This window comes from Natrinema salinisoli, from assembly GCF_020405205.1.
In the GTDB taxonomy this organism is placed as follows: domain Archaea; phylum Halobacteriota; class Halobacteria; order Halobacteriales; family Natrialbaceae; genus Natrinema; species Natrinema salinisoli.
The window spans coordinates 295064-321561 of the sequence record NZ_CP084469.1 but is presented as its reverse complement, the minus strand read 5'-3'; the positions used below and the strand labels follow the sequence as shown (position 1 = coordinate 321561).

General features: G+C 63.3%; 24 protein-coding genes and 1 tRNA gene. 15 read left to right on the top strand and 10 right to left on the bottom strand.

What is annotated here, in order from left to right; genetic code table 11:
• Positions 1–35: 35 nt before the first annotated feature.
• Complete coding sequence (locus LDB05_RS01645; protein WP_226006191.1) at positions 36–1181, top strand: acyl-CoA dehydrogenase family protein; 1146 nt, start codon at positions 36–38, stop codon at positions 1179–1181.
• A gap of 335 nt (positions 1182–1516) precedes the next feature.
• Here LDB05_RS01645 and LDB05_RS01640 read toward each other — a convergent pair whose 3' ends face one another.
• Entirely contained in the window at positions 1517–1681 is a 165-nt protein-coding gene (locus LDB05_RS01640; protein WP_226006190.1) for a hypothetical protein, read from the bottom strand.
• 334 nt (positions 1682–2015) lie between these two features.
• Between LDB05_RS01640 and LDB05_RS01635 the strand changes: the two genes are divergently transcribed.
• The 5 genes from LDB05_RS01635 to LDB05_RS01615 all read left to right on the top strand — a co-directional run bounded on the left by LDB05_RS01635 (position 2016) and on the right by LDB05_RS01615 (position 9806).
• Entirely contained in the window at positions 2016–2762 is a 747-nt protein-coding gene (locus LDB05_RS01635; RefSeq protein ID WP_226006189.1) for a helix-turn-helix domain-containing protein, read from the top strand.
• A gap of 90 nt (positions 2763–2852) precedes the next feature.
• Complete coding sequence (locus tag LDB05_RS01630; RefSeq protein ID WP_226006188.1) at positions 2853–5420, top strand: heavy metal translocating P-type ATPase; 2568 nt, start codon at positions 2853–2855, stop codon at positions 5418–5420.
• A gap of 301 nt (positions 5421–5721) precedes the next feature.
• Positions 5722–7602 (top strand): L-aspartate oxidase, encoded by a 1881-nt coding sequence (locus LDB05_RS01625; RefSeq protein ID WP_226006187.1) that lies wholly within the window; start codon positions 5722–5724, stop codon positions 7600–7602.
• 79 nt (positions 7603–7681) lie between these two features.
• Entirely contained in the window at positions 7682–8272 is a 591-nt protein-coding gene (locus tag LDB05_RS01620) for a DNA-3-methyladenine glycosylase family protein (protein ID WP_226006186.1), read from the top strand.
• Between the two features lie 259 nt (positions 8273–8531).
• Complete coding sequence (locus LDB05_RS01615) at positions 8532–9806, top strand: hypothetical protein (protein WP_226006185.1); 1275 nt, start codon at positions 8532–8534, stop codon at positions 9804–9806.
• Between the two features lie 89 nt (positions 9807–9895).
• Here LDB05_RS01615 and katG read toward each other — a convergent pair whose 3' ends face one another.
• The 5 genes from katG to LDB05_RS01590 form a co-directional block, all read right to left on the bottom strand.
• The gene (gene katG, locus LDB05_RS01610) at positions 9896–12043 is read right to left on the bottom strand and encodes a catalase/peroxidase HPI (protein WP_226006184.1); all 2148 of its coding nucleotides are present in this window, start codon (positions 12041–12043) and stop codon (positions 9896–9898) included.
• A 301-nt stretch (positions 12044–12344) separates the two neighbouring features.
• Positions 12345–12599 carry a PRC-barrel domain-containing protein gene (locus tag LDB05_RS01605; protein WP_226006183.1) on the bottom strand — a complete coding sequence of 85 codons (255 nt, stop codon included), beginning with the start codon at positions 12597–12599 and terminating at the stop codon, positions 12345–12347.
• A gap of 100 nt (positions 12600–12699) precedes the next feature.
• Positions 12700–14043: a RimK family alpha-L-glutamate ligase gene (locus LDB05_RS01600; protein ID WP_226006182.1), complete on the bottom strand. Its 1344-nt coding sequence runs from the start codon at positions 14041–14043 to the stop codon at positions 12700–12702.
• Positions 14044–14134: 91 nt separating this feature from the next.
• Positions 14135–15604 carry a flippase gene (locus LDB05_RS01595; protein WP_226006181.1) on the bottom strand — a complete coding sequence of 490 codons (1470 nt, stop codon included), beginning with the start codon at positions 15602–15604 and terminating at the stop codon, positions 14135–14137.
• 409 nt (positions 15605–16013) lie between these two features.
• Positions 16014–16766 carry a GNAT family N-acetyltransferase gene (locus tag LDB05_RS01590; protein ID WP_226006180.1) on the bottom strand — a complete coding sequence of 251 codons (753 nt, stop codon included), beginning with the start codon at positions 16764–16766 and terminating at the stop codon, positions 16014–16016.
• A gap of 184 nt (positions 16767–16950) precedes the next feature.
• On the opposite strand from LDB05_RS01590, the gene LDB05_RS01585 reads away from it, so the two are divergent.
• The 6 genes from LDB05_RS01585 to LDB05_RS01560 all read left to right on the top strand — a co-directional run bounded on the left by LDB05_RS01585 (position 16951) and on the right by LDB05_RS01560 (position 21954).
• Positions 16951–18033: a succinylglutamate desuccinylase/aspartoacylase family protein gene (locus tag LDB05_RS01585; RefSeq protein WP_226006179.1), complete on the top strand. Its 1083-nt coding sequence runs from the start codon at positions 16951–16953 to the stop codon at positions 18031–18033.
• A 163-nt stretch (positions 18034–18196) separates the two neighbouring features.
• Positions 18197–18622, top strand: coding sequence for a succinate dehydrogenase, cytochrome b556 subunit (sdhC, locus tag LDB05_RS01580; RefSeq protein WP_226006178.1), 426 nt, complete (start codon positions 18197–18199; stop codon positions 18620–18622).
• The gene (locus LDB05_RS01575; protein WP_226006177.1) at positions 18622–18987 is read left to right on the top strand and encodes a succinate dehydrogenase hydrophobic membrane anchor subunit; all 366 of its coding nucleotides are present in this window, start codon (positions 18622–18624) and stop codon (positions 18985–18987) included. Before sdhC ends, LDB05_RS01575 begins: the two co-directional genes overlap by 1 nt.
• A gap of 1 nt (position 18988) precedes the next feature.
• Positions 18989–19861, top strand: coding sequence for a succinate dehydrogenase/fumarate reductase iron-sulfur subunit (locus LDB05_RS01570; protein ID WP_226006176.1), 873 nt, complete (start codon positions 18989–18991; stop codon positions 19859–19861).
• Positions 19862–19864: 3 nt separating this feature from the next.
• Positions 19865–21703, top strand: coding sequence for an FAD-binding protein (locus LDB05_RS01565; protein ID WP_226006175.1), 1839 nt, complete (start codon positions 19865–19867; stop codon positions 21701–21703).
• A gap of 92 nt (positions 21704–21795) precedes the next feature.
• A complete protein-coding gene (locus LDB05_RS01560; RefSeq protein WP_226006174.1) occupies positions 21796–21954 on the top strand; it encodes a hypothetical protein in 159 nt (52 codons plus the stop codon).
• A gap of 29 nt (positions 21955–21983) precedes the next feature.
• Here the strand turns inward: LDB05_RS01560 and LDB05_RS01555 are convergent, their stop codons facing one another.
• Positions 21984–22178, bottom strand: a complete 195-nt coding sequence (locus tag LDB05_RS01555; RefSeq protein WP_226006173.1) for a XapX domain-containing protein — start codon at positions 22176–22178, stop codon at positions 21984–21986.
• A 268-nt stretch (positions 22179–22446) separates the two neighbouring features.
• Between LDB05_RS01555 and LDB05_RS01550 the strand changes: the two genes are divergently transcribed.
• Complete coding sequence (locus tag LDB05_RS01550) at positions 22447–22671, top strand: helix-turn-helix domain-containing protein (protein ID WP_226006172.1); 225 nt, start codon at positions 22447–22449, stop codon at positions 22669–22671.
• Between the two features lie 338 nt (positions 22672–23009).
• On the opposite strand, the gene LDB05_RS01545 is transcribed toward LDB05_RS01550, so the two are convergent.
• On the bottom strand, positions 23010–23825 hold the full coding sequence (locus LDB05_RS01545; RefSeq protein ID WP_226006171.1) for an HD domain-containing protein: 816 nt from the start codon (positions 23823–23825) through the stop codon (positions 23010–23012).
• 67 nt (positions 23826–23892) lie between these two features.
• Positions 23893–24372, bottom strand: a complete 480-nt coding sequence (locus tag LDB05_RS01540; RefSeq protein WP_226006170.1) for a redoxin domain-containing protein — start codon at positions 24370–24372, stop codon at positions 23893–23895.
• Positions 24373–24580: 208 nt separating this feature from the next.
• Between LDB05_RS01540 and LDB05_RS01535 the strand changes: the two genes are divergently transcribed.
• Both LDB05_RS01535 and LDB05_RS01530 read left to right on the top strand, forming a co-directional pair.
• On the top strand, positions 24581–24895 hold the full coding sequence (locus LDB05_RS01535; RefSeq protein WP_226006169.1) for a Sec-independent protein translocase subunit TatA/TatB: 315 nt from the start codon (positions 24581–24583) through the stop codon (positions 24893–24895).
• Positions 24896–24910: 15 nt separating this feature from the next.
• Positions 24911–24983, top strand: a tRNA-Arg gene (locus tag LDB05_RS01530).
• A gap of 655 nt (positions 24984–25638) precedes the next feature.
• Here LDB05_RS01530 and aglF read toward each other — a convergent pair.
• Positions 25639–26373 (bottom strand): UTP--glucose-1-phosphate uridylyltransferase AglF, encoded by a 735-nt coding sequence (aglF, locus tag LDB05_RS01525; protein ID WP_226006168.1) that lies wholly within the window; start codon positions 26371–26373, stop codon positions 25639–25641.
• Positions 26374–26498: the final 125 nt, after the last annotated feature.

Here is a 26498-nt window from a genome sequence, read left to right as displayed (position 1 = left end):
AAAGGTCTTTATCGTTCGGATAATAACGACTATTCATGGAATTCGGACTCAACGAAGAACAACAGCAGATTCGCGAAGAGGTCCGCCGATTCGCGGAGAACGAGATCGAGCCCCACGCCGAAGAGTACGACACCGAAGAGAAGTTCCCCCACGAAGTCGTCGACAAGGCCGCCGAGATGGGGCTGGTCGGTTCCTCGATCCCCATCGAGTACGGCGGTGCCGGCTACTCGACGCTCGAGTCGGTCATCATCGCCGAGGAACTGTTCTCGGTCGATCCCGGCATCGCGCTCTCGATCATGGCCTGTTCGTTCGGGACCGAGGCCATCCGCGAATTCGGGACCGAAGACCAGAAGGAACGCTTCCTCGAGCCCGTCGCGAAAGGCGAGAAGATCTCCGGCGCGGCGATCTCCGAGCCCGACACCGGTTCGGACGTCTCCTCCGTCTCGACACGTGCCGAGAAGGACGGCGACGAGTGGGTGATCAACGGCAACAAGATGTGGATCACCAACGGCAGCGTCGGTGACTTCTTCGTCGCGCTCTGTAAGACCGACCCCGACGCCGAGAGCCGCTACGACGGCTTCAGCCAGATCGTCATCGAATCCGACCGCGACGGTTTCAGCGCGGACAAGATCACGGGCAAACTCGGCATCCGCGCCTCCGACACCGCCGAACTCATCTTCGACGACGTCCGCGTCCCCGAGGAGAACCTCATCGGCGACCGCGACGCCGCGTTCCTCCAGCAGATGCAGTTCTTCGACGCCACCCGTACCGGCGTCGCCGCACAGGGACTGGGCATCGCCAAGGGCGCCCTCGAGGCCGCCCTCGAGTACGCCGAGGACCGCGAGCAGTTCGGCCAGTCCATCTCGGAGTTCCAGGCCATCCAGCACAAGCTCGCGGAGATGGCCACCGAAACCGAGGCCGCGCGCAACCTGACCTACAAGGCCGCCTGGAACGTCGATCAGGGCAACGACATCACCAAACTCGCATCGATGGCCAAGGAGTACGCCTCCCGCGTCGCCGTCGAAGTCTCCAACGAGGCCGTCCAGATCCACGGCGGTGCCGGCTACGTCAACGACTTCCCCGTCGAGCGCTTCTACCGCGACTCGAAGATCACCCAGATCTACGAGGGGACCACCGAGATCCAGAAGAACGTCATCGCGCGGGAACTGCTGGACGACTAACGAACGAAATTTTGCTCTGCGGGCCGCCTTCGGCGGCCCTCGGCAAAATTTCGATTAAAAGCACTCCTCCTTCCGTTCCGTGACGCTTCGCGTCACTCCACGTCGGTCGTCGGCCCGCTCGCTCGTTTCACTCGCTCGCGGTGGGTATCGGGTGAGTGCCTGCCCTCCCCCGAGTCGCGCGCTCCTCGCGTTGCTCGGAGCCCGCTCCCGGCCATTTTCGCTACGTGATTACGATACCGAACACTCGGGACCAGCTTCGGCAGTCCGATCGACGAGCGACTCGAGGGATGGTGGTGGTCCCGACCAACCGCCGGGCTCGATACAGAGCCCCGAAACTAGTCGTTCTCGCACTCGATCAGCCCGGGCGGGACCGAACAGCCGCAGGGACTGGCGGTGCCGGTCTGGGGTCCGACGGCGGTGACGAACGTGACGGGATCGCCACAGCGCGGGCATACGGGGTTCGAGGACTCGACTTCGGACGCCGATCGATCACGCCCCATTGCGACCACGGTCCACGAGCCGTCTCGATCGGGAAATCGGTACCGAGGATGGCTGTTTCGGGCGATTCGACTGTCGTGTGGGACGTTTATGTCCCGATGGAATGTATTGCGTCATGCTTCCTGAACACTCGCGGGTTTGGAAGCCAGTCTCGGGTGTGCCATCACCCGGGGCGTTCGTTCCTCCACTGCCCCCACCTCTGGAGACGCGGCCTCCGTTTTGATTTCGTTCGGTCACAGTATTATATCTAATGGTAATGTACATTGGTTGAGTCGTGTTTGGTAGCGAGTCGGGCGAGCGGGAAACCATTTGTCACGTCGGCCCCATGTACTCACTATGAGAGAGTTCGTCTTCGCCCTCGAGTACGACCCCGGAACGAATCCGGTCGCGGACGCGCTCGAGGCCCACCCGGACACGACGGTTCGGTCGCTGTCGTGTCACGTGACGTCGGAGAGTCTCTGGCGCGTGGATCACGCGACCGGCTCCGCGGAGGGAGTCGAAGCCCTCGAGGCGGCCTATCGGGAGCCCTCCTACTGTGCGGACTGTCTGGTTCGAGACGACTGCGGCGCCGACTGCGAGACGCAGGTCCTCGATCGCTCGAGCGACGAGCTCGTCGTCTACACCTACTGGGACCGCACCGACGTCTGTACGTCGGTTCCTCACCTCGCGCTCGAGTACCTCGGCGAGGGGCTACTGTTCGAGACCTACCGGGAGGGCCGGCGGTACCGGTGGCGGATCGTCCTCGGGAGCGACGCGCCGATCCACGACTTCTTCGACGCGCTCGGCGACGAAGTCGGCGAGTGTGCGGGCATGGAGATGCTGCGGCTGACCGATCTCGATCCTGACCGGAACCGCCCCGAGTCGGAGGATTCGCTTCCGCCCGAACAACGGGATGCATTACGAGCAGCCGTCGAACACGGGTATTACGAGACGCCCCGACGGATCGATCTCTCGGAGCTCGCGGACGAACTCAACGTGCCGCGATCGACGCTCTCGTACCGCCTCCGACGGGCCGAAGCGAGCCTCGCGACGACGTTCGTGACGGAAGACGACTCGCTCGAGACGCTCGCGGCGGGTCACTGACGGGGTCCCGACCGACCCCGTCGCACGAGCGGAATCGAGTTGGCGCACGCCAAATAACCGGTATAGGTGACGAGTGTGTAGAGGCAAGTAATGAGCGACTCTCACCCACCGACGCCGCCGGATTCGGAGACGGATCCCGAGAGCTCGAGTCGGACTCTCGAGCTCCGGATACCCGACATGGACTGCCCCTCCTGTGCCGGGAAGGTGACAAAGAGCGTCGAGCGTCTCGAGGGGATCGACGACCTCGACCCGCGAGTGACGAGCGGCCGGCTCGTCGTCGAGTACGACCCGACGCGGACGAGCGAGGACGCGGTTCGCGATCGGGTCCGTGCGGCGGGGTACGCGATCGAGTCGGCGGGGACCGAGCTGTCGGTGTCCGTCCCCGACATGGACTGTGCCTCGTGTGCGAGCAAGGTCGAGAACGCGCTCGAGGGCGTCGACGGCGTTACCGAGATCGAGACCCGTCCCACGTCGGGGCGCGTGACGGTGACGGTCGATGCTGCTACCGATCCCGAGACGGTCGTCGACGCGATCGGGTCGGCGGGCTACGACGCGACACCGATTAGCGACGGGGGCGATCCGATGGACGCCGACGAGTCGGTCTGGCAAAGTCGGCGCGCAGTCGTCACGGGCGCTGGTGCCGTCGTCGTCGTCCTCGGGATGGCGCTCGAGTTCGTCGTTCCCGCTCTCGATCCGACCCTGTTTTCGGTCTTCGGTCGGAGCTACGACCTCGCGGCTTTGCTGTTCATCGCCACTGCAGCCGTCGCCGGCGCGCCGATCTTCCGGAACGGCTACTACTCCGCGCGCAATCGGAGCCTCGACATCGACTTCCTGATGAGCGTCGGCATCGTCGCCGCGGTCGCGGCCCACCACCCCTTCGAAGGGGCGATGCTCGCCGTCCTCTTCAGCATCGCCGAGCTGCTCGAGCGGTTCTCGATGGACCGGGCGCGCGATTCCCTGCGAGAGCTGATGGACCTCTCGCCGGACACGGCCACGGTCAAGCGAGCCGACGGCTCGGAGGAGACGATCCCGGCCGAGGAGCTCGCGATCGGCGACCGCGTCGTCGTTCGGCCGGGTGAGAAGATCCCCGCCGACGGTACCGTCGTCGACGGGGAGAGCGCGGTCGATCAGTCGCCGATCACGGGCGAGAGCGTGCCCGCGGACAAGACCGAGGGTGACGAAGTCTTCGCCGGGACGATCGCGGAGTCCGGCTATCTCGAGATTACGGTCGAGAGCGAGGCCGGCGACTCGACGATCGATCGGATCGTTCGACTCGTCGAGGACGCCGAGCGCGAGCAGACCAAACGCGAGCAGTTCGTCGACCGGTTCGCGAGCGTCTACACGCCGATCGTCGTCGTACTCGCGATCGCGGTCGCCGCCGGCCCGCCGCTACTGGTCGACGCGTCCTGGAACACGTGGTTCCTGCGCGGGCTGACCCTGCTGGTCATCGCCTGTCCCTGCGCGTTCGTCATCTCGACCCCGGTCAGCGTCGTCTCGGGCATCACCAGCGCCGCGCGCAACGGCGTCCTCATCAAGGGCGGTCGTCATCTCGAGGCGGTCGCCGAGAGCGACACGCTCGCGGTCGACAAGACCGGGACCCTCACGACAGGCGATCTGTCGGTGACCGACGTCGTTCCGCTCGAGGGGGCCGACGAGGACGACGTCCTCCGACGAGCGAGCGCGGCCGAGCGCCGGAGCGAACACCCGATCGGCCGAGCGATCGTCGGCTACGCAGCGGAACGGGGGCTCGACGCGGACGACGCCGACGTCTCGGGGTTCGATGCGCTCACCGGCAAGGGCGTCCGCGCCGATATCGACGGCGAGACCCACTACGTCGGGAAACCCGCCCTCTTCGAGGGGCTGGCGGACCTCGAGCACGTCCACGCAACGACCGACGGCGGGACGGTCCTCGAATCGGCGGACACCGACTCCCGGCCCGACTGCGAACGCGACGGGTGTCTCGACGTACTGAGCGAAGTCATCCCGACGCTCGAGGCCGAGGGGAAGACCGTCGTGGTCGTCGGCACCGAGGACGGTCCGCTTGGCGTCATCGGCGTCGCGGATCGCGTCCGCCCCGAAGCGAAGTGGGCAGTCTCCAGCCTCCAGGACGCGGGCGTCCGCGTCGTGATGCTCACCGGCGACAACGAGGGGACCGCCCGCGCGATCGCCGAACAGGTCGGAATCGACGAGTACCACGCCGAGTTGCTCCCCGACGAGAAACTCGAGTGGATCAAGCGACTCGAAGGAGAGGGCGACGAGGACGACAACGGCGGTCACGTCGCCATGATCGGCGACGGGATCAACGACGCCCCTGCCCTCGCGACCGCCAGCGTCGGGATCGCCATGGGCGCGGCGGGAACCGATACGGCGCTCGAGACGGCCGACGTCGCGCTGATGGGCGACGACTTGACGCGACTGCCGTACCTCTATCGGCTCTCGAACACGGCGAACGGCGTCATTCGACAGAACATCTGGGCGAGCTTGGCGGTCAAGGCGATCCTCGCGATCGGCACGCCGTTCGGTTACGTGACGATCATTCACGCAGTCGTCGTCGGCGACATGGGGATGAGTCTCGGCGTGACGGGCAACGCCATGCGTCTCGCGAACATCGAACCGGAGACGCCCGGGGAACTCGAGGAAGGCACCGACGAATTGTAACTCTCGGGCTGCATCGAGCCGCCGTGTGAGTGGAATTCCGGTATCGATCGTCGACGAATCGGAGCGTCGCTGGATCACGGCGACGGACGACTCTCGGCGGGTGTGAATCGACTGATCGGACGCGTTAGTGGTGACAGTCAGAGCGCCGTGAAGACTGAGTTGATTCTGACAGTAGAAGTACGTCTTTCTGACTCCCCTCCTCCCCCAAATATTGCGTTATAGGGCGATTTCAGCCCTTGTAGCGCGCATTCTGCATCGTTCGGGACGACACCTAAACGCGCTCGTCGCTAATATCCACTCGATGACAAAAACACCGTCCGACAACCGAGAAACGGCAACTGACGACCACCGAGCGCCGAGTCACCCGCGAGCAACCGCCGGCGTCGAGAACCGCATCGAGACCGAGGGCGATCCCGCGTCGGACGACGAACTCGAGTACGAGGTGGTGACGACGCCCGTGCTCGTCGTCGGGGCGGGTGCGGCGGGCGCTCGCGTGGCCATCGCACTCGCCGAATCGGGCGTCGAACCGCTCGTGATCGGCAAGCGCGACCACGGCGACGCGCACACGACGTGGGCGGCCGGCGGCGTCAACGCCGCGCTCGGCTCGCTCGATCCCGAGGACGACTGGACGATCCACGCGGCGGACACCCTCAACGAGGGGCACCAGCTGAACGACCCCGTCGCCGTCGAGCTGACCGCACGGGAGATGCCCGATCGCATCCGCGAACTCGTCGAGTGGGGGATGTCCTTCGATCGAACGGCCGAGGGCGACATCAACCAGCGGTACTTCGGCGCGCAGTCCTACCGCCGCACCTGTTTCGTCGGCGACCGGACCGGCGAGGCCATGCTCGAGACACTGATCGGTCGCGCTCGCGACCTCGAGATCCCCTACCGCGAGAACGTGATGATCACCCGGCTGCTCGCCGACGGCGAGCGCGTCGACGGGGCCGTCGGCTTCGACATGGAGACCGGCGAGGGCCTGCTGTTCCGGACGAACCACGTCGTGCTCGCGGCGGGCGGGTTCTCCGCGCTCTATCACCGCCACTCCTCGCGGGACGACGAGAACAACGGTGACGGACAGGCGCTGGCGCTCGAGGCCGGTGCGCGCTTGCTGGACCTCGAGTTCGTCCAGTTCCACCCGACGGGGATGGTCGGCGAACGCTACGGCGAGGAGTGGGACGGCCGGCTGGTCACCGAGGCGGTCCGCGGCGAGGGCGGTCGGCTCTACAATTCGGAGGGTGAGCGGTTCATGGAGCGGTACTCGCCCGACCAGATGGAACTCGACGCGCGCGACGTCGTCGCGCGAGCCATCGCGCAGGAAGTCCGCGAGGGTCGAGGCACCGACGATGGCGGCGTCTATCTCGACGTTTCCCATCGGGATGCCGAGTACGTCCGCGAGCGGTTGCCGTCGATGGTCGAACGCTTCGAGTCCCTCGGAGTCGACATCACCGAGGAACCGATGGTAGTCGCGCCGACGGCCCACTACACGATGGGCGGTGTCGATATCGACTTCCGAACGGGCGAAACCGGCGTCGATGGGCTCTACGGAGTCGGTGAGACGGTTGCAGGCGTCCACGGCGCGAACCGCCTCGGCGGGAACTCGCTGGCCGAAACCGTCGCGATCGGGAAACTCGTCGGCGACCACGTCGCGGATGCGGTGACCGCCGGCGACGAGGATCCCACGGTTACCGACAGTCAGCGTGCGCTAGCCGAACGGGAGTTTCGGTCCCTCGGCGAACTCGCCACATCTGACGGGGCCGTCACGCCGACGGAACTCCTCGAGGACCTCGGCGACCTGCTGTGGGACCACGCCGGTATCCTCCGCGACGAGGCGGGACTCCGGGAGGGGCTCGCAGCGCTCGAGCAGCTTCGGGGCCGAACGGCCGACCTCCGCGTGGAGGGCGGGCTCACCTCGAAGCCCCTCGAGTACGCCGTGGACCTCTCGGCGAGCCTCACCGTCGCCGAGGCGATGCTCCGGGCGGCCCTCGAGCGTACCGAATCCCGCGGCGCTCACTACCGGACGGACTACCCCGAGACCGAGTCCGACTGGCGAGTCAACCTCGTCCACGCGGCCGGCACGAGCGGGCTCTCGATCAGCCGGCGCGGCGTCGCCGAACCCAGTCCGGCCGTTCGCGAGGCGCTCGAGGAAGGATACGAACTCGACTACCACCACCTCGAGTGAGCGGTCCCGGTCCGACCGGGTGCCGCTACCGAGACGCATATGCGTTCTCGGCCCCCTACTCCCGTATCCACCCCTTTACATGAGAGAAGAGGCACACTCCGTTCTCCGAGAGGATCCCGTTATGGCGGGTCTCGTCGACCGACACGATCCCTACGCCGAACGCGACTGGAACGAGTACGAGCGACTCTGCATTACGATCATCAACCAGCAGTTGTCGACGGCGAGCGCGGCTGCCGTCCGAGAGCGCGTCTTCGACGTCCTCGAGGGCGACGTGACGCCGGCCTCCGTCCTCGCCGCGGACGAGGCGGCGCTCCGAGATGCGGGGCTCTCCCGAAGCAAGGTCGAGTACATCCGGAACGCCGCGGACGCGTTTCGGGAGAACGATTACACGAAGAGCGGACTGGCCTCGTACTCCGACGACGAGGTCGTCGATCTCCTCACCGACATCAAGGGGATCGGCGCGTGGACCGCCCGCATGTACCTCATGTTCGTCCTCGAGCGACCGGACGTGCTTCCCCTCGGCGACCTCGCCGTTCGTCGCGGTATCGAGCAACTGTACGCGGACGGCGACGAACTGACTCGCGCGGAGATGCGCGAGATCGCCGAACCCTGGCGACCCTATCGGAGCGTCGCGACGCGGTACATCTGGGCCGAGTACGAGTCGGAGTGACCACAACCGCCGTCGATCGTCGCCGCTCGTGGCGCGGCGGTGCAGAGTGACCGGCTATTGACCGACTCGCTGAACTACTTTCTGTGGTAACAGTCGACTACAGGCTACTCGATCCGTGAAACAGTCACCACCCGAGAGGGAAACAACGGATTACGGGCCGGCCCGTGCCGGCCGACAGAGGGGTCCCGAGAAATGAGACACTGTTCCGACGGAATGACCCTATCGACTGAAGTACGGCTCGGTCCCAATACCTGGCGAGATGGCAAACGATACACCCTCGAACGACGCGGACGCGCCCGATCAGCGACGGATGACTACCGATCCCGAGCGAATCCGAGAGTGGGCCGATTCTCGCGACGCCGTTCCGGTCAGAGTCCAAGACAGCGAGGACCACGGTCACTCCTTCGCTCGCCGCGACGAGATGGGCGAGCACCACGAGGAGTACACCTGGGACGAGTTCGAGCAGCGGTTCGAAGACGACGACCTCGTCTTCGTCTATCACGAGGAGGAACCCGCCGGCGATGAAATGGGCTTCTTCGAGATCGTCGAGCGCGAGCACGCGTTCGAACGGGCCGACCTCGGTCGGGACGAAATGGAGCAACAACTCCGTCAGGGCGAGACGGTGACGACCGAAATCGTCGAGACGCAGGTCGTCGAGACCGAGGTCGTCGAGCGGGACACGATCGAGAGCGAGGTAGTCGACACGGACCTGGTCGAACGCGAGATCGTCGATTCCGAGCTCCTGTCCCGCGAGGTCGTCGAGACGGAATTCATCTCCGACGATATGATCGAGGTGACCGTCGACGAAACCCGCCTCGACACGATCGAAGAGATCGAACGCTACATCGTCGAGAGCCGCGTCGTAGACGTAGACATCGAGCAAGACCAGGAGATGGAAAGCGACGTCGTCCAGACGGACATCGAACTCGAGAGCGTCCAGCGATCGATCCTCGAGAGCGACGTCGTCCGATCGGACGTGACCACCGACGAGGTGCTCGAGCGGGAAGTCATCCAGAGCCAGCGCACCGAAGGCGACGCCGTCGAGAGCGAACTCATCGAGCGGCGGACGGTCGAAGAGGAGCTCGACGAACGGCTGGAAATGCGATACGTCCTCGAGGAGTCCGAACTGGTCGAGTCGGAGGTGGTCCGCAGCGAGATGATCGAGGGCGAAATCATCGACGCGGAGGAGTACGAAACCATGGAAATAGGCGAGATGGAAACCGGAGCGACGGGTGACGAGTCGATGGCGAGCACCGAGTCCGGCATGGGAACGTCCGACGAGATGGCGGACGCGTCGAGGGTCGAGCTCTCGCACCACGATCAGGGGAAAGACGTCGTCGACGAGTCGGGCCAGCAGATCGGCATGATCGCCGAAGTCGAGGGCCAGACGGCGTACGTCGATCCGGAGCCGGGGCTGACGGACCGACTCAAAGCGCGCATGGACTGGGGTGGCCACGGCGACGATGACTATCCGGTCGAGTCCTCGCAGATAATGGAGATCACGGACGACGAAGTCGTGATCAGAAGCGAGTAATCGCCCGGGAACCGTTCCGATCGGGCGGGGATCGGCCGGCGAAAGCGATCAGTGACTGCTGTGCGATCCGCGTCGGTACGCACACTCGATTACTCGAGGTCGAATCGGTCGAGCTGCATTACCTTGCTCCACGCGTCCACGAAGTCACGCACGAAGTCCTCTTCGGCGTCGTCGGAGCCGTAGAACTCCGCGATGGCTCGAAGGCGGGAGTTCGAACCGAAGATGAGGTCGATGCGTGTCCCCTCCCATTCGAGTTCGCCCGTGTCACGATCGCGTCCTTCGTACACGTTCTCGGCGTCGGAGGCCGGCTCCCACTCCGTGTCCATGTCGAGGAGGTTGACGAAGAAGTCGTTGGTCAGCGTCCCCGGCCGGTCGGTGAAGACGCCGAGGTCTGAACCCTGGTAGTTCGCGTCCAGCGCGCGCATGCCGCCGACCAGCACCGTCATCTCGGTCGCCGTCAGGTCCAGGAGATCGGCCTCGTCCACCAGCAACTCCTCGGCCGGCTGGTCGAGCCCGCTCTCGATGTAGTTCCGGAACCCGTCGACTTTCGGTTTGAGCGCCTCGAACGATTCGACGTCGGTCTGTTCCTCGGAGGCGTCCGTCCGTCCCGGTTCGAACGGAACGTCCACGTCGTAGCCGGCGTCGGCTGCCGCCTGCTCGACGGCCGCGGAACCGCCCAGCACGATGAGGTCGGCGAGCGAGACCTGGACGTCGTCGGATCGGGAACCGTTGAATTCCTCCTGGATTCCCTCGAGGGTCTCGAGCACGGTCTCGAGTTCGGAGGGCTCGTTTACTTCCCAGCTCCGCTGGGGCTCGAGACGGATGCGGGCGCCGTTCGCGCCGCCGCGCTTGTCGCTGTCGCGGTACGTCGACGCCGACGCCCAGGCGGTCTTGACAAGCTGGGGGACGGACAGGTCCGAAGCGAGGATCTCCGTTTTGAGCTCGGCGATCTCCTCGTCCCCGATCAGGTCGTAGTCCGCGTCGGGGAGGGGATCCTGCCACAGCATCTCCTCGTCGGGAACCTCCGGTCCGAGGAACCGCTCGGGCGGGCCCATGTCGCGGTGGGTCAGCTTGTACCAGGCCTTCGCGAAGTTCATCCCGAACGACATCGGGTTCTCCTGGAACTCCTCCATGATCTCACGGTAGTCCGGATCGCGCTTCAGCGCGATGTCCGTCGTGAGCATCATGGGCGTGACCGATTCGTCGGGGTCGTGGGCGTCCGGCGCGGAGTCTTCCAGTTCCTCGTCGAGCGGTATCCACTGCCAGGCGCCGCCGGGCCCCTTCTGGGCCGCCCACTCGTACTCGAGCAGGTTGTCGATGTAGCCCATGTCCCACTCGGTCGGCGATTGGGTCCAGGGACCCTCGATGCCGCTGGTAATCGTGTCGCCGCCTTTGCCGGAGCCGTGATCGTTCTTCCAGCCGAAGCCCTGCTGCTCGATCGGTGCCGCTTCCGGTTCGGGGCCGACGTTCTCTTCGGGGTCGTCGGCGCCGTGGACTTTCCCGAACGTGTGTCCGCCGGCGATGAGCGCGGCCGTCTCCTTGTCGTTCATCGCCATGCGGTCGAACGTCTGGCGGATGTTCTTGGCCGACAGCTCCGGGTCGGGGTTTCCGTCCGGCCCCTCCGGGTTCACGTAGATGAGCCCCATTACGGACGCGCCGAGCCCCTCCTCGATTCCGCCGGGCTCGTCGAAGCGCTCGTTCGCTTCCCACTCGTCTTCGGGGCCCCAGTAGACTGACTCGTCGGGCTCGAACGCGTCCTCGCGGCCGCCGGCGAAGCCGAACGTCTTGAACCCCATCGACTCGATGGCGACGTTCCCCGCGAGAATCATCAGGTCGGCCCACGAGATCTTGCGGCCGTACTTCTGCTTGATCGGCAGGAGCAGCCGGCGCGCCTTGTCGAGGTTCGCGTTGTCGGGCCAGCTGTTGATCGGCGCGAAGCGCTGTCGTCCGCCGGCCGCACCGCCCCGACCGTCGGCGGTGCGGTACGTGCCGGCGCTGTGCCACGCCATTCGAATGAAAAGCGGCCCGTAGTGACCGTAGTCGGCCGGCCACCAGTCGTGGGACGTCGTCATCAGCTCTTCGAGATCCGCCTTTACCTCCTCGAGGTCGAGTTTCTGGAACTCTTCGGCGTAATCGAAGTCCTCGTCCAACGGACCGACGTCGCGAGCGTTCTGGTCGAGAATCTCCAGGTTCAACTGATTTGGCCACCAGTCGTGATTCGATTTACTTCCTGACATTACAGTATCGTACGGTTATAAAATAGGATCAGGGAATAATAGATCTTCCGATCAGAACTTCTGTTTCGTGTTTTGCACACTAAATTTCCGGTAGCAGAAAATGCGGTGGCAACCACGTGTCCCTCCATACCGGCTCGGACTCGATACGACGCGATGTCGACTGTGCGAAAACGCCGAACGACGTGCTCCCGATCGGCTGAATCGAAACCGATACACGGATCTCGTCGAGCTCGAGCGAAGCGGACGTCGGACGGAACGATGCGGGAGGCGGCCAGGTTGCGGAGCACAGCCTCCGTCCCAATCACCCCGAGTCGCGCTTCGTCAGATCGACGACCAGGTAATCGTCGAGGTCGCTCATACAGCGGGCCGGGACGACGATTTTCCCGTCGTCGTTCGTGCCGACCGCTCGGAGATCGTCCGTCGTCGGCGTGACGAGCAACCGTTCGAGCTCACCCGTTTCGACGTTCATCGTAATGGTGTGAACCGTGCCGAGTTCCACCCCATCGGATCTCATCACTGGCGTCTCGGAGAGCGTGGAGGCGAGGACCGTCGTCATGCGAGTCGGTGTTCGCGAGACGAGTCAATAAAATAACCGGTACCGATGGCGATACGTAACGAACCACCGTCTCGAGAGCTACCCCGAATCGCCCGGTCGATTACTCCTCCTCTTCGGGCGTATCACTGGCGTCGCTATCAATGCGGCGGCTCACGTCGACCTGGTAGTTCCCCAGAATGTCGCGGCCGAGCAAGACGGGGTAATCCATGTGACTCCGGTCCTCGACGCTGGCAGTGACGGTGTGCTGGTTGCCGCCGACGCCGACGACGACGTCGACGACCGGCCGGCTCTTCGACTGTTTGCTGCTGCCGGATCGGATGCGCGTGATGGACTTGATCGGCCCGGCACCGATGTCGGCGGCGAGGCTGGTGTCGATGCTCGTCCGCGTCGCGCCGGTGTCGGACTTCGCGAGCACCGACTTCGAGCCGCTCGTTCCGGAGAGGACGACCTCCTCGGTGTAGCCGATCACGGCCGGTTCCGTATCGCTCGTGATCGCCTCTGGGGGCTGGGCCGCCGGTCGGGAGTCGTCGAGGACGTTGGAAGTATCTCGGACGCGGTCCTCGTCCACCTCGCCGCCCGCGCGTTCGATCGCCAGTTTGGCGATGTACGGTGCCGGGCTCACCTGCGTCGCCTCGTAGAGTCCCTTGAACCCCGCCGTCGGGTTGACTTCGAGGACGAACCAGCCCTCGTCGCCCTCGACGAGGTCGACGCCGGCGTAGTCGAGGCCGACGACGTCGGCCGCGCGACGGGCCATCTCGGCGGCTTCCTCGGGGAGGTCGTCGGTCGCGTCCTCGACGGAGCCGCCGAGCGCGACGTTGGTTCGCCAGTCGTTGTCCGGCGCGTAGCGGTACATCGCTGCGACGACCTCGCCGCCGACGACGTAGACGCGGAGGTCGCGGTGGCGGACGTCCTCCTGATCGACGAGTTCCTGCAGGAAGGCGTAGCGGTTGCCCACCTTCGCGTTGATCGGATCGTCGGGGCCGACTTTCCAGGTCCCGCCCCCGTGCGTTCCGATCGCGGTCTTGTACACCGCTTCTTCACCGTACCGATCCCGTGCGGCCCGCAATCGGTCGCCGCTGAGCGCGAGCGTGACGTCGGGCGTCCGGATGTCGTTCCCCGCCAGCGCGGACGCCGTCGAAAGCTTGTGGATCGCCGTCAACACTGCGCTTGGCTCGTTGAGCGTCGGCACGAGCTGGGAGAACGTGTTCGCGAGTCCGAGCTCTTCCGCGGGCTGTTCGGTGTTCGAGAGCAGCATTCGGTTCGCGATCACGTCGACGTCGGGCTCGAGGACGGGACTGCCGTCCGCGACGCTGATCGACGTGTTCTCCGCTCGAAGCCACTCGGAATCGTGTCCGAGATCCTCGACGGCGTTGAGAATCGCCTTGGTTTCCTTGCTCGTATGAAGACTCAATACCCCGACAGTCACGGGATCGGCACCGACCATACGGACTAGACACTGAGCCGTCGGATAAGTATTGGCAGTTCCTTCGATTTCGGTTGAGTGAACGATAGGAATACGGCAGGAGCGAATCGGTTCAGCCGATGACGGACCGTACCTGCCCCGGGTCGACCAGCCCGCTCATCACCGCCAGTACGCCCCAGGTGATCGTCCCGACGGCGATCGCGCCGACCAGCATGAACAGGCTCGAGACCAGCGGCGTCACCAGCAACACGGCCACCGCCATCACGCCGGTGATCCCGCAGACGAGTCCCGTCGTGCGGGCGATCCGACGCACGTTCAACTCGAGTTCGGTGTGGACGATGTAGAGGTTCACCGCGACGTACACCGAGTGGGTCGCCACCGTCGCGATCGCAGCGCCGACCACGCCGATGGTCGGAATCAGGAGGATGTTCAGCCCGAAATTGGCGACGGCCGTTCCGCCCTTCGCGACGGCGCGCGCTCGAGCGCGCCCGAGATAGTCCAGACTGTCGCTGGTCAGGTTCGTGATCGCCTGCAACACGACGAACCCGGCGAGTACCTGTAGCACGGGCACGGCTGCCGCGTAGTCGCTTCCGAACACCAGCGTCAGGAACGGACCGGCGACGATGGCGAGCCCGACGGCCGCCGGGATGTACAGCAACAGGACGTTCGTCAACGACGTCTCGTAGATCCGTCTGGCCTCCTCGAGTTGGTCGGCGGCCTTTTGTTCGCCGAAGTTCGGCGAGATGGTGAACCCGAGCGACTCCGCGGGGGCGAGCACGAAGTCCGAAATCTGCTTTGCGAGGGTGTAGAAGGCGACGGCGGCGGGGTTGAGAAAGACTCCGACCAGCACGATGTCGATCTGCTTGTCGATAACGTTCGCGCTCCGGGTGGCCGTCAGCGGGACGCTGTACTCGATGAGCCGCCGGGAGAGGCCCTCCTCGTACTCGTCGGCCCTCTCGTGTTTCCGGACGAAGCCGTAGTAGAGGATGCCGATGCCGAGGGTAGCGGAGATAGCGTAGCCGACGATGTACCCGAAGAATGCGCCGAGCGCACCGAGGCCGGCGAGCACGAAGGCGACGGCGAAGAGGAACCGACCGGTCCCGCTGACCGCCTGAACGAGCGCGCTGTAGCCGAGGTGATTGAACCCCTGAAACGCCACCTGCGCGAAGGTGCTGAGCGAGAAGACGACGAGATAAATCACGCCCGCGGCGAGAAACGGTGCCGCTCCCGGATCGCCGAGCGCGGTCGCGATCTGCTCGTGAAAGAGCAACAGGACGTACCCGACGACGGTGAGGAGGACGATCTTGGCCGTAATCACGGACCTGATCAGATACGGAACCTGACCAGGGTCCGTCTCGCGGTACTCCGAGATGTACCGCGCGACGGACTTGCTGAGTCCCAGATCGGCAAATAACTGGATAATGGTCAACACCCCGATCGCCCAGTACAGCGCACCGTACCCGCCCGGTTCGAGCAGGTACCGTGCCAGAACGAACATCAACAACGCACTCGAGATCATGTAGATCCCGCGCGCGAGGAGCGTTGCCTTGAAGCCGTCGACGATGTGATCCGCTCTGTTCATACTCGGTGTGGGGGATGAGACACTCGTGACCGACTGCCGCCAGGGGCGAGCGCGACCAACGTAGATGGAGACTCGAGCGAGCGAAGGATTGTAATGGGGAGACAACAGCCCGAAACCGGCCCCAACAGAACTGCCAGTGGGGTTCTTCTCGATACGCGATCCCGACGAACCGGACCGGCAGAGCCGGGCGACCGATGATTCTCCTGTATCGCCGTTCAAATCCTCGAAATCAGCCCGTACAGATAGTCAATACTGATACTCAGTGACGAGAGATAGAGACGCAAGCTTCGATAACTACAGTTGCCGACCGGTTGCTGGCGATCGCTCGATTCGAGGGGAAGCGTCGACCGAAACCGTCACTCGCTATCCGCGGCCGGACGCAGGGACCGAGGACGATGGTTTCGTGCGTCTAGAGATACGACGCGTCCCAGCGGGTCGCTTTCCGTCGGTTGCCACACTTGTTACACTCGATCCGACCCATCGCATCCATCGCGTTGTCGACGGAGTCGCAGTTCCCGCAGAACCACGCGTATATGTCGTTCCGATCCGGGCTCTCGTAGGCCGTGTAAAACGGCGACTGCGTGCCGCGGGTCGCCTCACCGTAGCTCACGTAGATCGTCTCGCCGTCGGCCGCGACTTCGTCGACCGCACCCCACTCCCCGCCGTCCTCGAGGTCGCCTTCGACGTAGATGTTCTCGGTAAACGTCTCCGATCCGATCTCGACCTCGCGCTGGTCGGCCTGGTTGAAGCCGTGGGCCCGGTAGAACTCGTTACCGCCCTCGTTGTCCGCGAGGACGAAGCACCGAATCCCGTCCGCACCCTCCTCGAGTAACGTTTCGCGAGTGTGGACGAGCAATCGCACGCCGGTCGCGTCGCCGCGGTGATCGGGGTGGACGTGTAACCAGAGGAGGTGGCCGGTACTTGGGTGCTGGCCGACTAGCTCGCTCTGGGAGAACCCGGCAATCTCGCCGTCGCGTTCGACGATCAAGAAGAGGGTGTGGTCGTCCGCCAGCTCGTCGGTGAGCGAGTCGCCGTACCATTGCTCGATCGCCTCGTCGATGGTCTCCTCCTCGAGGAAGTCCGTGTACGTCGAGTTGAGCGAATCGTGGGCGATCGAGCGAATCGCGTCGGCGTCCGAGTCGGTTGCGTGGCGAATCTCCATGGGTGTCCATAGCACAGCCAGATACAAAACGTATGCCCACAGTCCCGGATATTGATCGACGGTGTCGGGGGAAAACCGGTTTTCTCCGCGAAAAGTAGCGTAGAATGGCTCGGGGCTACGCGCTGGAACGTCCTCGAGAAACTGAAGGGAGAACATTCACGGTGGTGCCGCCGGAGAACGTCGTATGAGCGACGACGAAGCGACACGGCCACCCGACCAGTCGGGCGAGTCCGCCGCGTTCACGTACAACGGCGGTCGGGTCGATCCCGGCGAGTCGGCGAACATTCGATACGGTATCAGCGAGACGTATCTCGGGGACCCGGTCAGAATCCCCGTGACGGTGATCAACGGCGAACATCCGGGACCGACGGTCTTCCTCTCGGCGGCGGCCCACGGCGACGAACTCAACGGGATCGAGGTCGTCCGCGAGGTCGCCCACGACTGGGATCACTCGGTGCTTCACGGGACGCTCGTCTGCCTGCCGGTAATGAACGTCCCCGGTTTCCTCGCACAGGAGCGGTACCTTCCGATCTACGATCGGGACCTGAACCGGTCGTTCCCCGGTCGCGAGGGGTCGACCAGCGCCAGACGGATGGCCCATCAGATATACACGAACTTCATCGAGCCCTGCGATCTCGGGATCGACTTCCACACGTCGACGCGCGGGCGAACGAACATGCTCCACGTCCGGGCGAACATAGAGGAACCGGGCGTCGAAAGACTCGCCAAGGCGTTCAGTTCCAACGTCATCATCGCGGGCGAGGGGCCCTCGGGAACGCTCCGTCGGGAGGCGACCGAAGACGGGATCCCGACGATCACCGTCGAGATGGGCGAAGCCCACCGGTTCCAGCGGCGGCTGATCGACCGCGCGCTCACGGGCGTCGCGAGCGTGCTCGCCGAGTTCGGGTGCCACCACGAGTCATCCGTCCACTGGCCCGGCTGGCGGACCGTCATCGACGACGACGACGAGAAGACGTGGCTCCGCGCGGACGCCGGCGGCATAGTCGACATGAAACGCGGCCGCGGCGCGCTCGTCGAGGAGGGCGAAGTCATCTGTACCATCACGAACCCGTTCAAGGAAGAGGACGACATCGTCACCGTCGAGGCTCCCTTCACCGGCCTCATCGTCGGCGTTCTCGAGAATCCCGTCGTCTACCCGGGAAACCCGCTCTGTCACCTCGTCGGGCTCTCGCCGGACACGCTCACGGCGCTCGAGCGCGAGCGTACCACCGAGCGGTCGCGGTCGGACCTCCGGCAAGACGACTGACCCGACCCGGTCGTCGACCGATCGGACGACCACTCCCGAACCAATTCGGGAGTTTGCAGCGCGAACTGGTTGTTTTCCGTCTCTATTCGACCGCACCGAAGGCCTGCTAGGAGAGATAAAAGTAACTTCTATACCGCCACGGTCAAACGGTCCATATGAGAGTATGAGTCAGTCTTACAATCGCGGCCTCATCGAGGACTTCGGTCGCTGGAAGGAGTTCTCGGCCGGCATGTGGGCGTGGATCTTCCACAAGTTCACCGGGTGGATGCTGATCGGCTACCTGTTCACCCACATCGCCGTGCTGAGTACGTCTATCGGCGCAGCGGGGAACGAAGCTGCAATTATGGCAGAGTCGGACGTGTACACCACGACGCTGCAGGGGCTCGAGGGTCTGTTCCTCATCCGACTGCTCGAGGTCGGCCTGCTCGCGGTGGCCGTCTTCCACATCCTGAACGGCCTCCGCCTGCTGATGGTCGACCTCGGGGTCGGACTCGAGGCACAGGACAAGAGTTTCTACGCCTCGCTCGTGTTGACGGGTGCGATCACCGTCGCGAGCGTTCCGACCTTCCTGACCGGGGTGTCCCTCTAATGGCAGAACAGTACTCCTCCTTTACGCCCGGCGGCACGCGCTGGTTCCTCCAGCGGGTCACCGCGGCGTTTCTGGTGGTCGTTCTCGCCTTCCACTTCTTCCTCCTGCACTTCGTCAACCACGCGTACGAGGTAACGTTCTTGGGTACTCAGGCCAGAATGGAGAACGTTGGATACCTGTTGACGATGGTCCTGTTCCTGATCACCGCCACGTTCCACGGCGTCAACGGCGTCTACAACGCGCTGGTCAATCAGGGGTTAGAGGGCACCCAGAAGAAGGCAGTGCTGGCAGTGTTGGCCCTTGCCAGTGTCGGACTCATCGCCCAGGGAACCTACGTCGCACTGACGATGTCGGGGATGATCTAATATGAGCACACAACAAGCCGAACCCGAAAGTCAAGAAGCACCGGAAGACCCGGAGATGAAAGGCGCCGAGTCGCCGGCGGCCGAGGAGCAGAAAGGCGGCGGCATGGTCGAGGAACACGCCGAAAAGGAGGCCGAACTCGAGGGGGAGACGGTCCACATCAAGGTGTTCCGCTACGACCCCGAAGTGGCGGACAAGCAGGAACCCCGCTTCGACGACTTCCACGTCCCGTTCACGAAGGGGATGACGGTGCTCGACTCCGTCATGTACGCCCGCGACGAGTACGACTCCTCGCTCACCTTCCGTCACTCCTGTCGGCAGGCCGTCTGCGGCTCCGACGCCTTCTTCGTCAACGGCAAGCAGCGACTGGGCTGCAAGACGCAGATCTCGGACCTCGAGCAGCCGGTCCGCATCGAGCCGCTGCCCCATCAGGAAGTCGTCAAGGACCTGGTCGTCGACATGGACCACTTCTACGACCAGATGCACGCGGTCGAGCCGTACTTCCAGGACGAGGACACGCCCGAGACGGACGCGCTCGAAGAGCAACGCCAGAGCCCCGAGAATCGCGAGAAGATCAAGATGTCCTCGCGGTGTATCTGGTGTGGTGCGTGTATGTCCTCCTGTAACATCGCGGCCGGCGACAACGAGTATCTGGGCCCCGCGGCGATCAACAAGGCTTACAAGTTCGCGATGGACGACCGCGAGGGCGAGGAAATCAAAGAGCACCGACTCCGCATTCTCGAGCAGGAACACGGCGTCTGGCGGTGCCAGACGCAGTTCTCCTGTACCGAGGTGTGTCCGAAAGACATTCCGCTCACCGAGCACATTCAGGAGCTCAAGCGGGAAGCAGTCAAGAAAAACCTGAAATTCTGGTAATTCATGTACGAACACGACGTTATCGTGGTCGGCGCCGGCGGCGCCGGCCTCCGGGCCGCGATCGCAGCGCACGAAGCGGGAGCCGACGTGGCGATGGTCACGAAGCTCCACCCCGTCCGCAGCCACACCGGCGCGGCCGAGGGTGGCATCAACGCCGCACTCCAGGAGGGCGACGACTGGGAACTCCACGCCTACGACACGATGAAGGGGTCGGACTACCTCGGCGACGCGCCGGCGGTCGAGACCCTCGCTCAGGACGCCCCCGAAGAGACGATCAACCTCGAGCACTGGGGGATGCCGTTCTCCCGCGAGGAGGACGGCCGCGTCTCCCAGCGCCCGTTCGGCGGGCTCTCGTACCCGCGGACCACGTACGCCGGCGCCGAAACCGGCCACCACCTGCTGCACACGATGTACGAGCAGGTCGTCAAACGGGGCATTCAGGTCTACGACGAGTGGTACGTGATGAACCTCGCGACGACCGACGAGGCGGACCCCAACGACCGCGAGTGCCACGGCGTCGTCGCGTACGACGTTCAGTCCGGCACCATCGAGGGCTTCAAAGCGAACCAGGGAGTCGTCCTCGCGACCGGCGGCCCCGGACAGGCCTTCGATCACACTACCAACGCCGTCTCCTGTACCGGCGACGGCCACGCGATGGCCTATCGCGCGGGCGCGCCGCTCGAGGACATGGAGTTCATCCAGTTCCACCCGACCTCGCTGCCCTCGACGGGCGTCCTCATTTCCGAGGGTGTCCGCGGGGAAGGCGGTATCCTCTACAACAGCGAGGGCGAGCGGTTCATGTTCGAGCACGGCTACGCGAACAACTCGGGCGAACTCGCCTCGCGCGACGTCGTCGCACGCGCCGAACTCACCGAAGTCGACGAGGGACGCGGCGTCGAGGACGAGTACGTCCACCTCGACATGCGCCACCTCGGTGAGGACCGCATCATGGACCGCCTCGAGAACATCCTCCACCTCGCGGAGGACTTCGAGGGCGTCGACGGCCTCGTCGAGCCGATGCCGGTCAAGCCCGGCCAGCACTACGCGATGGGCGGCATCGAGGTCGACGAGAACGGCCAGACCTGTGTCGACGGCCTCTACGCCGCCGGTGAGTGTGCCTGCGTCTCCGTCCACGGCGGCAACCGCCTCGGCGGGAACGCCCTGCCGGAACTGATCGTCTTCGGGAAGCGCGCCGGCCGCCACGCCGCCGGCGACGACCTCGGCGAGCCGAAGATCCGGACCGGCTACGGCGACGACGTCGAGGACGAGACCGAGACCGAGCTTCCGGTCGCACCGGGCGAAGCGGGACTCGACGCGACCGGCGGCGTCGCCGCGGACGGCGGCGTCACTGCCGACCCCGAGGGTATCCTCGAACGAACCGTCGAAACCGCACGCGAGCGCGTCGACCGTCTGATGGACAAGGAAGACGGCGTCCAGCACGCCGAAATCCGCGCGAAGCTCCAGAAAGCGATGACCGACTACGTCAACGTCTTCCGCACGGAAGAGGGCGTCAAGAAGGCGCTCGAGATCATCCGCGAGTGCCGCCAGGAGTACCAGGACGTCTACGTGGACGACCCCTCGCGGACGTTCAACACGGACCTCCAGCAGACGATCGAGACGCGGAACCTGATCGACGTCGCGGAGTCCATCGCGCTCGGCGCACTCGTGCGCGACGAGTTCCGCGGCGCCCACTGGCGCAAGGAACACCAGGAGCGCAAGGACGAGGAGTGGCTCAAGCACACCCTCATCTCCTGGGACGACGGCGAACCCTCGATCTTCTACCGCCCGGTTATCCTCGAGGGCCAGAACAAGACCTACGAGCCGAAAGAGCGCAGTTACTGACGACGGCGCAGTCGTTTTCGTTTTCCCAGTACTCCAACCGGAGCTCGCTGCGAGTAGAATCGCTTAAACCGTTCCCGCCTCTTGCGATCCGTATGGGTACCGTTTCACTGCTCGTCGTCGCGTCTTTCCTGGGCAACTCCGTTCTGGCCGGCCCGCTGCTGTTCCTCGCGGTAGTGTTCTCGCCGGCGGCGGTCCTGCTGACGCTCTGGATGTTCATGCAATTCTTCTTCAGTAGCGAGTCGGAAACCTGAGGACACGGCCAGCGGACACCGCTCGGTCGCTACAGTCCGAGTACCTCGAGCAGATCCACGCCGACGTCGAAATACTCGATCAATTTGTATCCGACGTAGATCCCGACGATTCCCATGATCCCTGGGAGTTCGGGCGGTGCTGGAATCGGAATATTGAGAAACCGAAACAGTGCGCCGGTCAATAACCCAGTTAGTAGCGCGAGAACGGTGATTTGCGTCGACATTGCGTGTTCTACCATTCTCGGGTGGGTCTACAAAAGCGGTCCGTCTGCTCCACCCCTCGCAGCGCGTTCGCTACCTGCTAGCACGAATCGCCGGTCACGACGATTGCCTATCTCCCAGAACGGCAACTCGAGCGGCTCAGATGCAGTTTTAACGGACATTCGACGATCGAGGCATTTCGTATCGACAACGAGCGAAGCCGTCTCCCCGGCATACTTTCGACGATCGTTGTAGATGAGTTTTATTATCGTCGAAATACAGGCGTGAAGTATGAATCAAACAGCGACGACGAACCTCGACGTATCGATTCCAGCCGACCTCGAATCCGGGCGAGCGAAATTGGTGTACCTGTATCTGGCCGCCGGCGACGGCGCGACCCCCGACGATCTCTGTGACGATCTGGCGGTTACGAAGGGAACCGTCCTCTCGATCACCGGCACGCTTCGGGATCGTGGCTATCTCGAGCGGCGAAACGGGCGGTACGAGATCGCTTGAGAGGAAATCAACGACGCCGAAGGGCCGGGAGCGAGTTCCGAGCATCGCGAGGAACTCGCGACTCGGGGGAGGGCAGGCCGTTCACCGGTACTCGCCGCGAGCGAACGGAGTGAGCGAGCGGGCCGACGACTGACCCGAAACGAGAGCGCGGCGCTTTGCGCCGCGATGAAGCGAGCGGCGCAGCCGCGAGCCGAGTGGAGGGGAAGGAGGAGTGCTTTTGATCGAAATTTTACCGAGGGAGCGGCGAAGCCGCGACCGTGGTTCGAAAGACGCCGAAGGTGTCTTTCGTCATCACGAGAGAGCTCCGCTCTCTCGAACGACAGCGTAAAATTTCGTTGTTAGAGCTCGATCCGTTCCACCAACTGCTCGCGGTTCTCGTTCGTGTTGAGCGCGACGATTCGGATCTGGTCTTCGAGACCGGAGTCTTTGAGCTTGGCCTTGAGCAGGTTGTCGACCTGGTAGACGCCGGCGGCGTTGGTCATCGCGATTTCGACCATGACCGGCGTGGTGTCGCCCTGCTGGAGCGACACGCGACTGATCGCCTGACTCGAGAGGGTATTGATACCCCGACCGCCGGATTCGTAGGGGATCCGCGAGCGGCCTCGTTCCATGTCGAGGGCGTCGGCGACGCGGATGACGCCCGCCTCGGTGGTCAGCGGCGTCTCGGCCGTGTGGTGACAGAGGATCGCATGGAGAACCTCGCCTCGCATCCGGACGGTATCGGCGACGTCGTAGAACTCGGGGAGGACCCGGTCGAGGATGTCCGCGGCCAGCGGGATCGAGTAGTAGGCGTGGCTGTCGCGGTGGACGACGTGACCCACGTCGTGGAGGGTCGCTGCGAGCGCGATGATGACGGCTTCGTCCTCCTCCTCGAGTCCCTGTTGACGCGCACCGTTGAAATCGACGTCGCCGGCCTTGAGCAGGTCGTACAAACAGAGCGCTCGATTGCGGACGATCTCGATGTGTTTCGAGCCGTGATCGTTGTACCGCATCCGATCGACCGCGTTGACGTTCTGGGCCTCGAGGTAGGTCGTGATCTCCTCGTCGGTGTCGACGAACTCGAGGACGGCGTTGAGTTTCGCGTCGGGAAAGTTGTGGTCGGCGTCGGGGGTGTAGACGCGGCGGGAATCGTCGTCGGCGGCGGGGTCGCTCATGGGTGAACGTCGAGTGCGGACTAAAAAAGACCTGCGACGGTCGCGTCGCAATCGTCGCTCGACCGATTCAGGCGAGCTCCTCGACGGCTGCCTCGACCTCGTCGTAGTCGGGTTCGACGCCGGGATCGTCACTGACCCACGAGTAGGTGATTTCGCCGTCGGCGTCGATGACGAACACCGATCGCTTGGAGACGCCGTAGACGCCCAGATCGGCGAAGTCCATCGAAATGCCGTACGCCTCGGTGATCTCCTGATTGTAGTCGCTGAGCAGGCCGAACTCGAGGTCGTTTTGCTCGCGGAACTCGTTGAGCGTGAACGGCGAGTCGCGGCTGACGCCGTAGACGGTGGCGTCGAGGTCGTTGAAGGCGGCCAGTCGGTCCTGGAACGCACACATCTCGGTCGTACAGACGCTGGTGAACGCGCCCGGGAAGAACGCGAGGACGATCGGCGCGTCGGTTTCGAGCTCGTCGGAAAGGGTGAACTCCTCGATGTCGCCGTTTGCGAGCGGTGCGGTGAAGTCGGGTGTAGCGTCTCCGGTTGTTACCATCGCCTCGTTATTGCGTGTTAGCCGGAAAGACAGTTTCGTTTGCGGAGCGTTTCGGGGATCGACACTGTCAAAGTACAACTAGCTCCTAACATGTAGCGTATCGTATGGCTTCTGGCGAATATCGTTCACAAACGGACTTTCGCGGGGGCTTGCTTATCTCAGTGGTCCAAAAAGGTTATAATTGCCAGCGGGTAAGCAACGTATAGAGATGGTAGCCGAAATTGCACCGCTGTTCATTCCCGGCGGCATGGGGCCTCCGGAACTCGCCATCATTCTCGTCATCGCGGTCTTGCTCTTCGGGGCGAACAAGATCCCGAAGCTGGCACGATCGACCGGTGAGGCGATGGGCGAGTTCCAGAAGGGGCGCGAGAAAGTCGAAACGGAACTCGAAGAAATGCGCGAAGGTGGCTCCGTCAGCGAGACGGACTCCGACGACGAGGAGTTCGTCGACACGGAGCCCGTCACCTCCGACGAGGAGACGACGACCGAGACCGGAACCGAAACCGAGACGGAAACCAACTGAGTTCTTTTTCCGCCGGGGCGTGTGGCCTAGCGGATAGGGCAGGAGGTTCCTAACCTTCTGATCGTGGGTTCGAATCCCGCCACGCCCGTTTTATAAGGTGTAGATTGAGAGACCAGCAGACGACGGTGGCCTCTCCGCCATCCCTTTTATGGCCCTCTCAGCGCTCGTTCCCTCCGGGAACGATCCACATCCGACAGACGGCGGTAACCTGATTTAAACCACCGTCCCACATCTACCGTGATTTCGTTCCGTCCCGGAACGTGGGTTGATCTCGTCGTGCAAATCCGTGTATCTAAAACCAAGGGCAAGCATCAAAAGGGCGAGGACTGGCATACCTGGCGACAAAAACAGTGTTAAATTGGGTTCCGAGCGCTGCTTTCCGAAGTTTGAAGGTGGTAGGGACTGCTTCAGAGCCCCATAGAGTATAACAAATATGACATCTAATATATTGTCGCGCGCCAGATGCCTACCTCTGACACCCCATCAAAACCATTTTTTATCCCGATCAGGTATACTTCAATTAATTGGATCCCACCACTCACCATGGTCCCTGCCTTCTAGAAAATCATACCACCCCTACTAGCCAGCGGTGGACTCCCTGTTGAAACATCGGTGGTTAGGCGACAGTGCGTGTTGACAACGATCTGTCCTTCACCATTGGTCTACCTCGCGGCCAAAAACTTGGTCTGAGAGACGATATTAGAGCGATCGTCGGCACCCTCTGGGCTTTATCGGTAGGGCATTCAATCCTCGTACATGGGTTTAGGTTTGCCTGTAAGAAACTCTTCAGCTTTCTCCCGATCCTCGGGATAGCCGATATCAATCCGCCAGCCATTCATCCGAATTGCATCGATAGTGTGCCCAGATTGAAGAAGGAGGTCGATTGCGTCTGGAAGTTCGTACTCTCCACGATTCGATGGCCGAACTGACTGACATGCACGGAAGATCGCCGGTGTGAACGTATAGACCCCCGTCATAACAAGGTTTGACGGCGGATCGTCCGGCTTCTCCATCACCTTCACGATTTCCCCATACTCGTTTGTATCTAGGACACCGTATCTGGACGCTTCTTCGTACGGGACCTGCTCGACAAGGAACGCTGCATCGGAACGCTCCTCACGCTGGCGGTTAACAACGTCTCCAAGATTCGCACGGAAGATGTTATCTCCGAGTATTAGGATAAAATCATTATCTATATATGGTTGGGCCTGAAGAATTGCGTGGGCCAACCCAAGCTGCTCTCGCTGATGGGCGTAAGTAATAGGAATTCCCTGATACGTCTCGCCGTATCGGTCAATTATATTATCTTTTAGATATCCGACGACAACGATGAACTCTGTAGCACCGATCTCGAGAAGATTCTCAAAGATATCCTCAATAATTGGCTTCTCATTTACCTCAACAAGCGCTTTGGGTTTCTCTTCGGTAAGTGGCCGAAGCCGTGTCCCTTTCCCTGCAGCGAGAACGACTGCTTGCATACCCCCGGCTAAGTCTCGGACAGCATAAATAGAGGCACGGGCGTTGCAGGCTATAATTCTTCACTGTCACTATGGCTGTTCGCTCTCAGGTTTAATTACTGCATTTTTACTACTGAGTCCTCCAC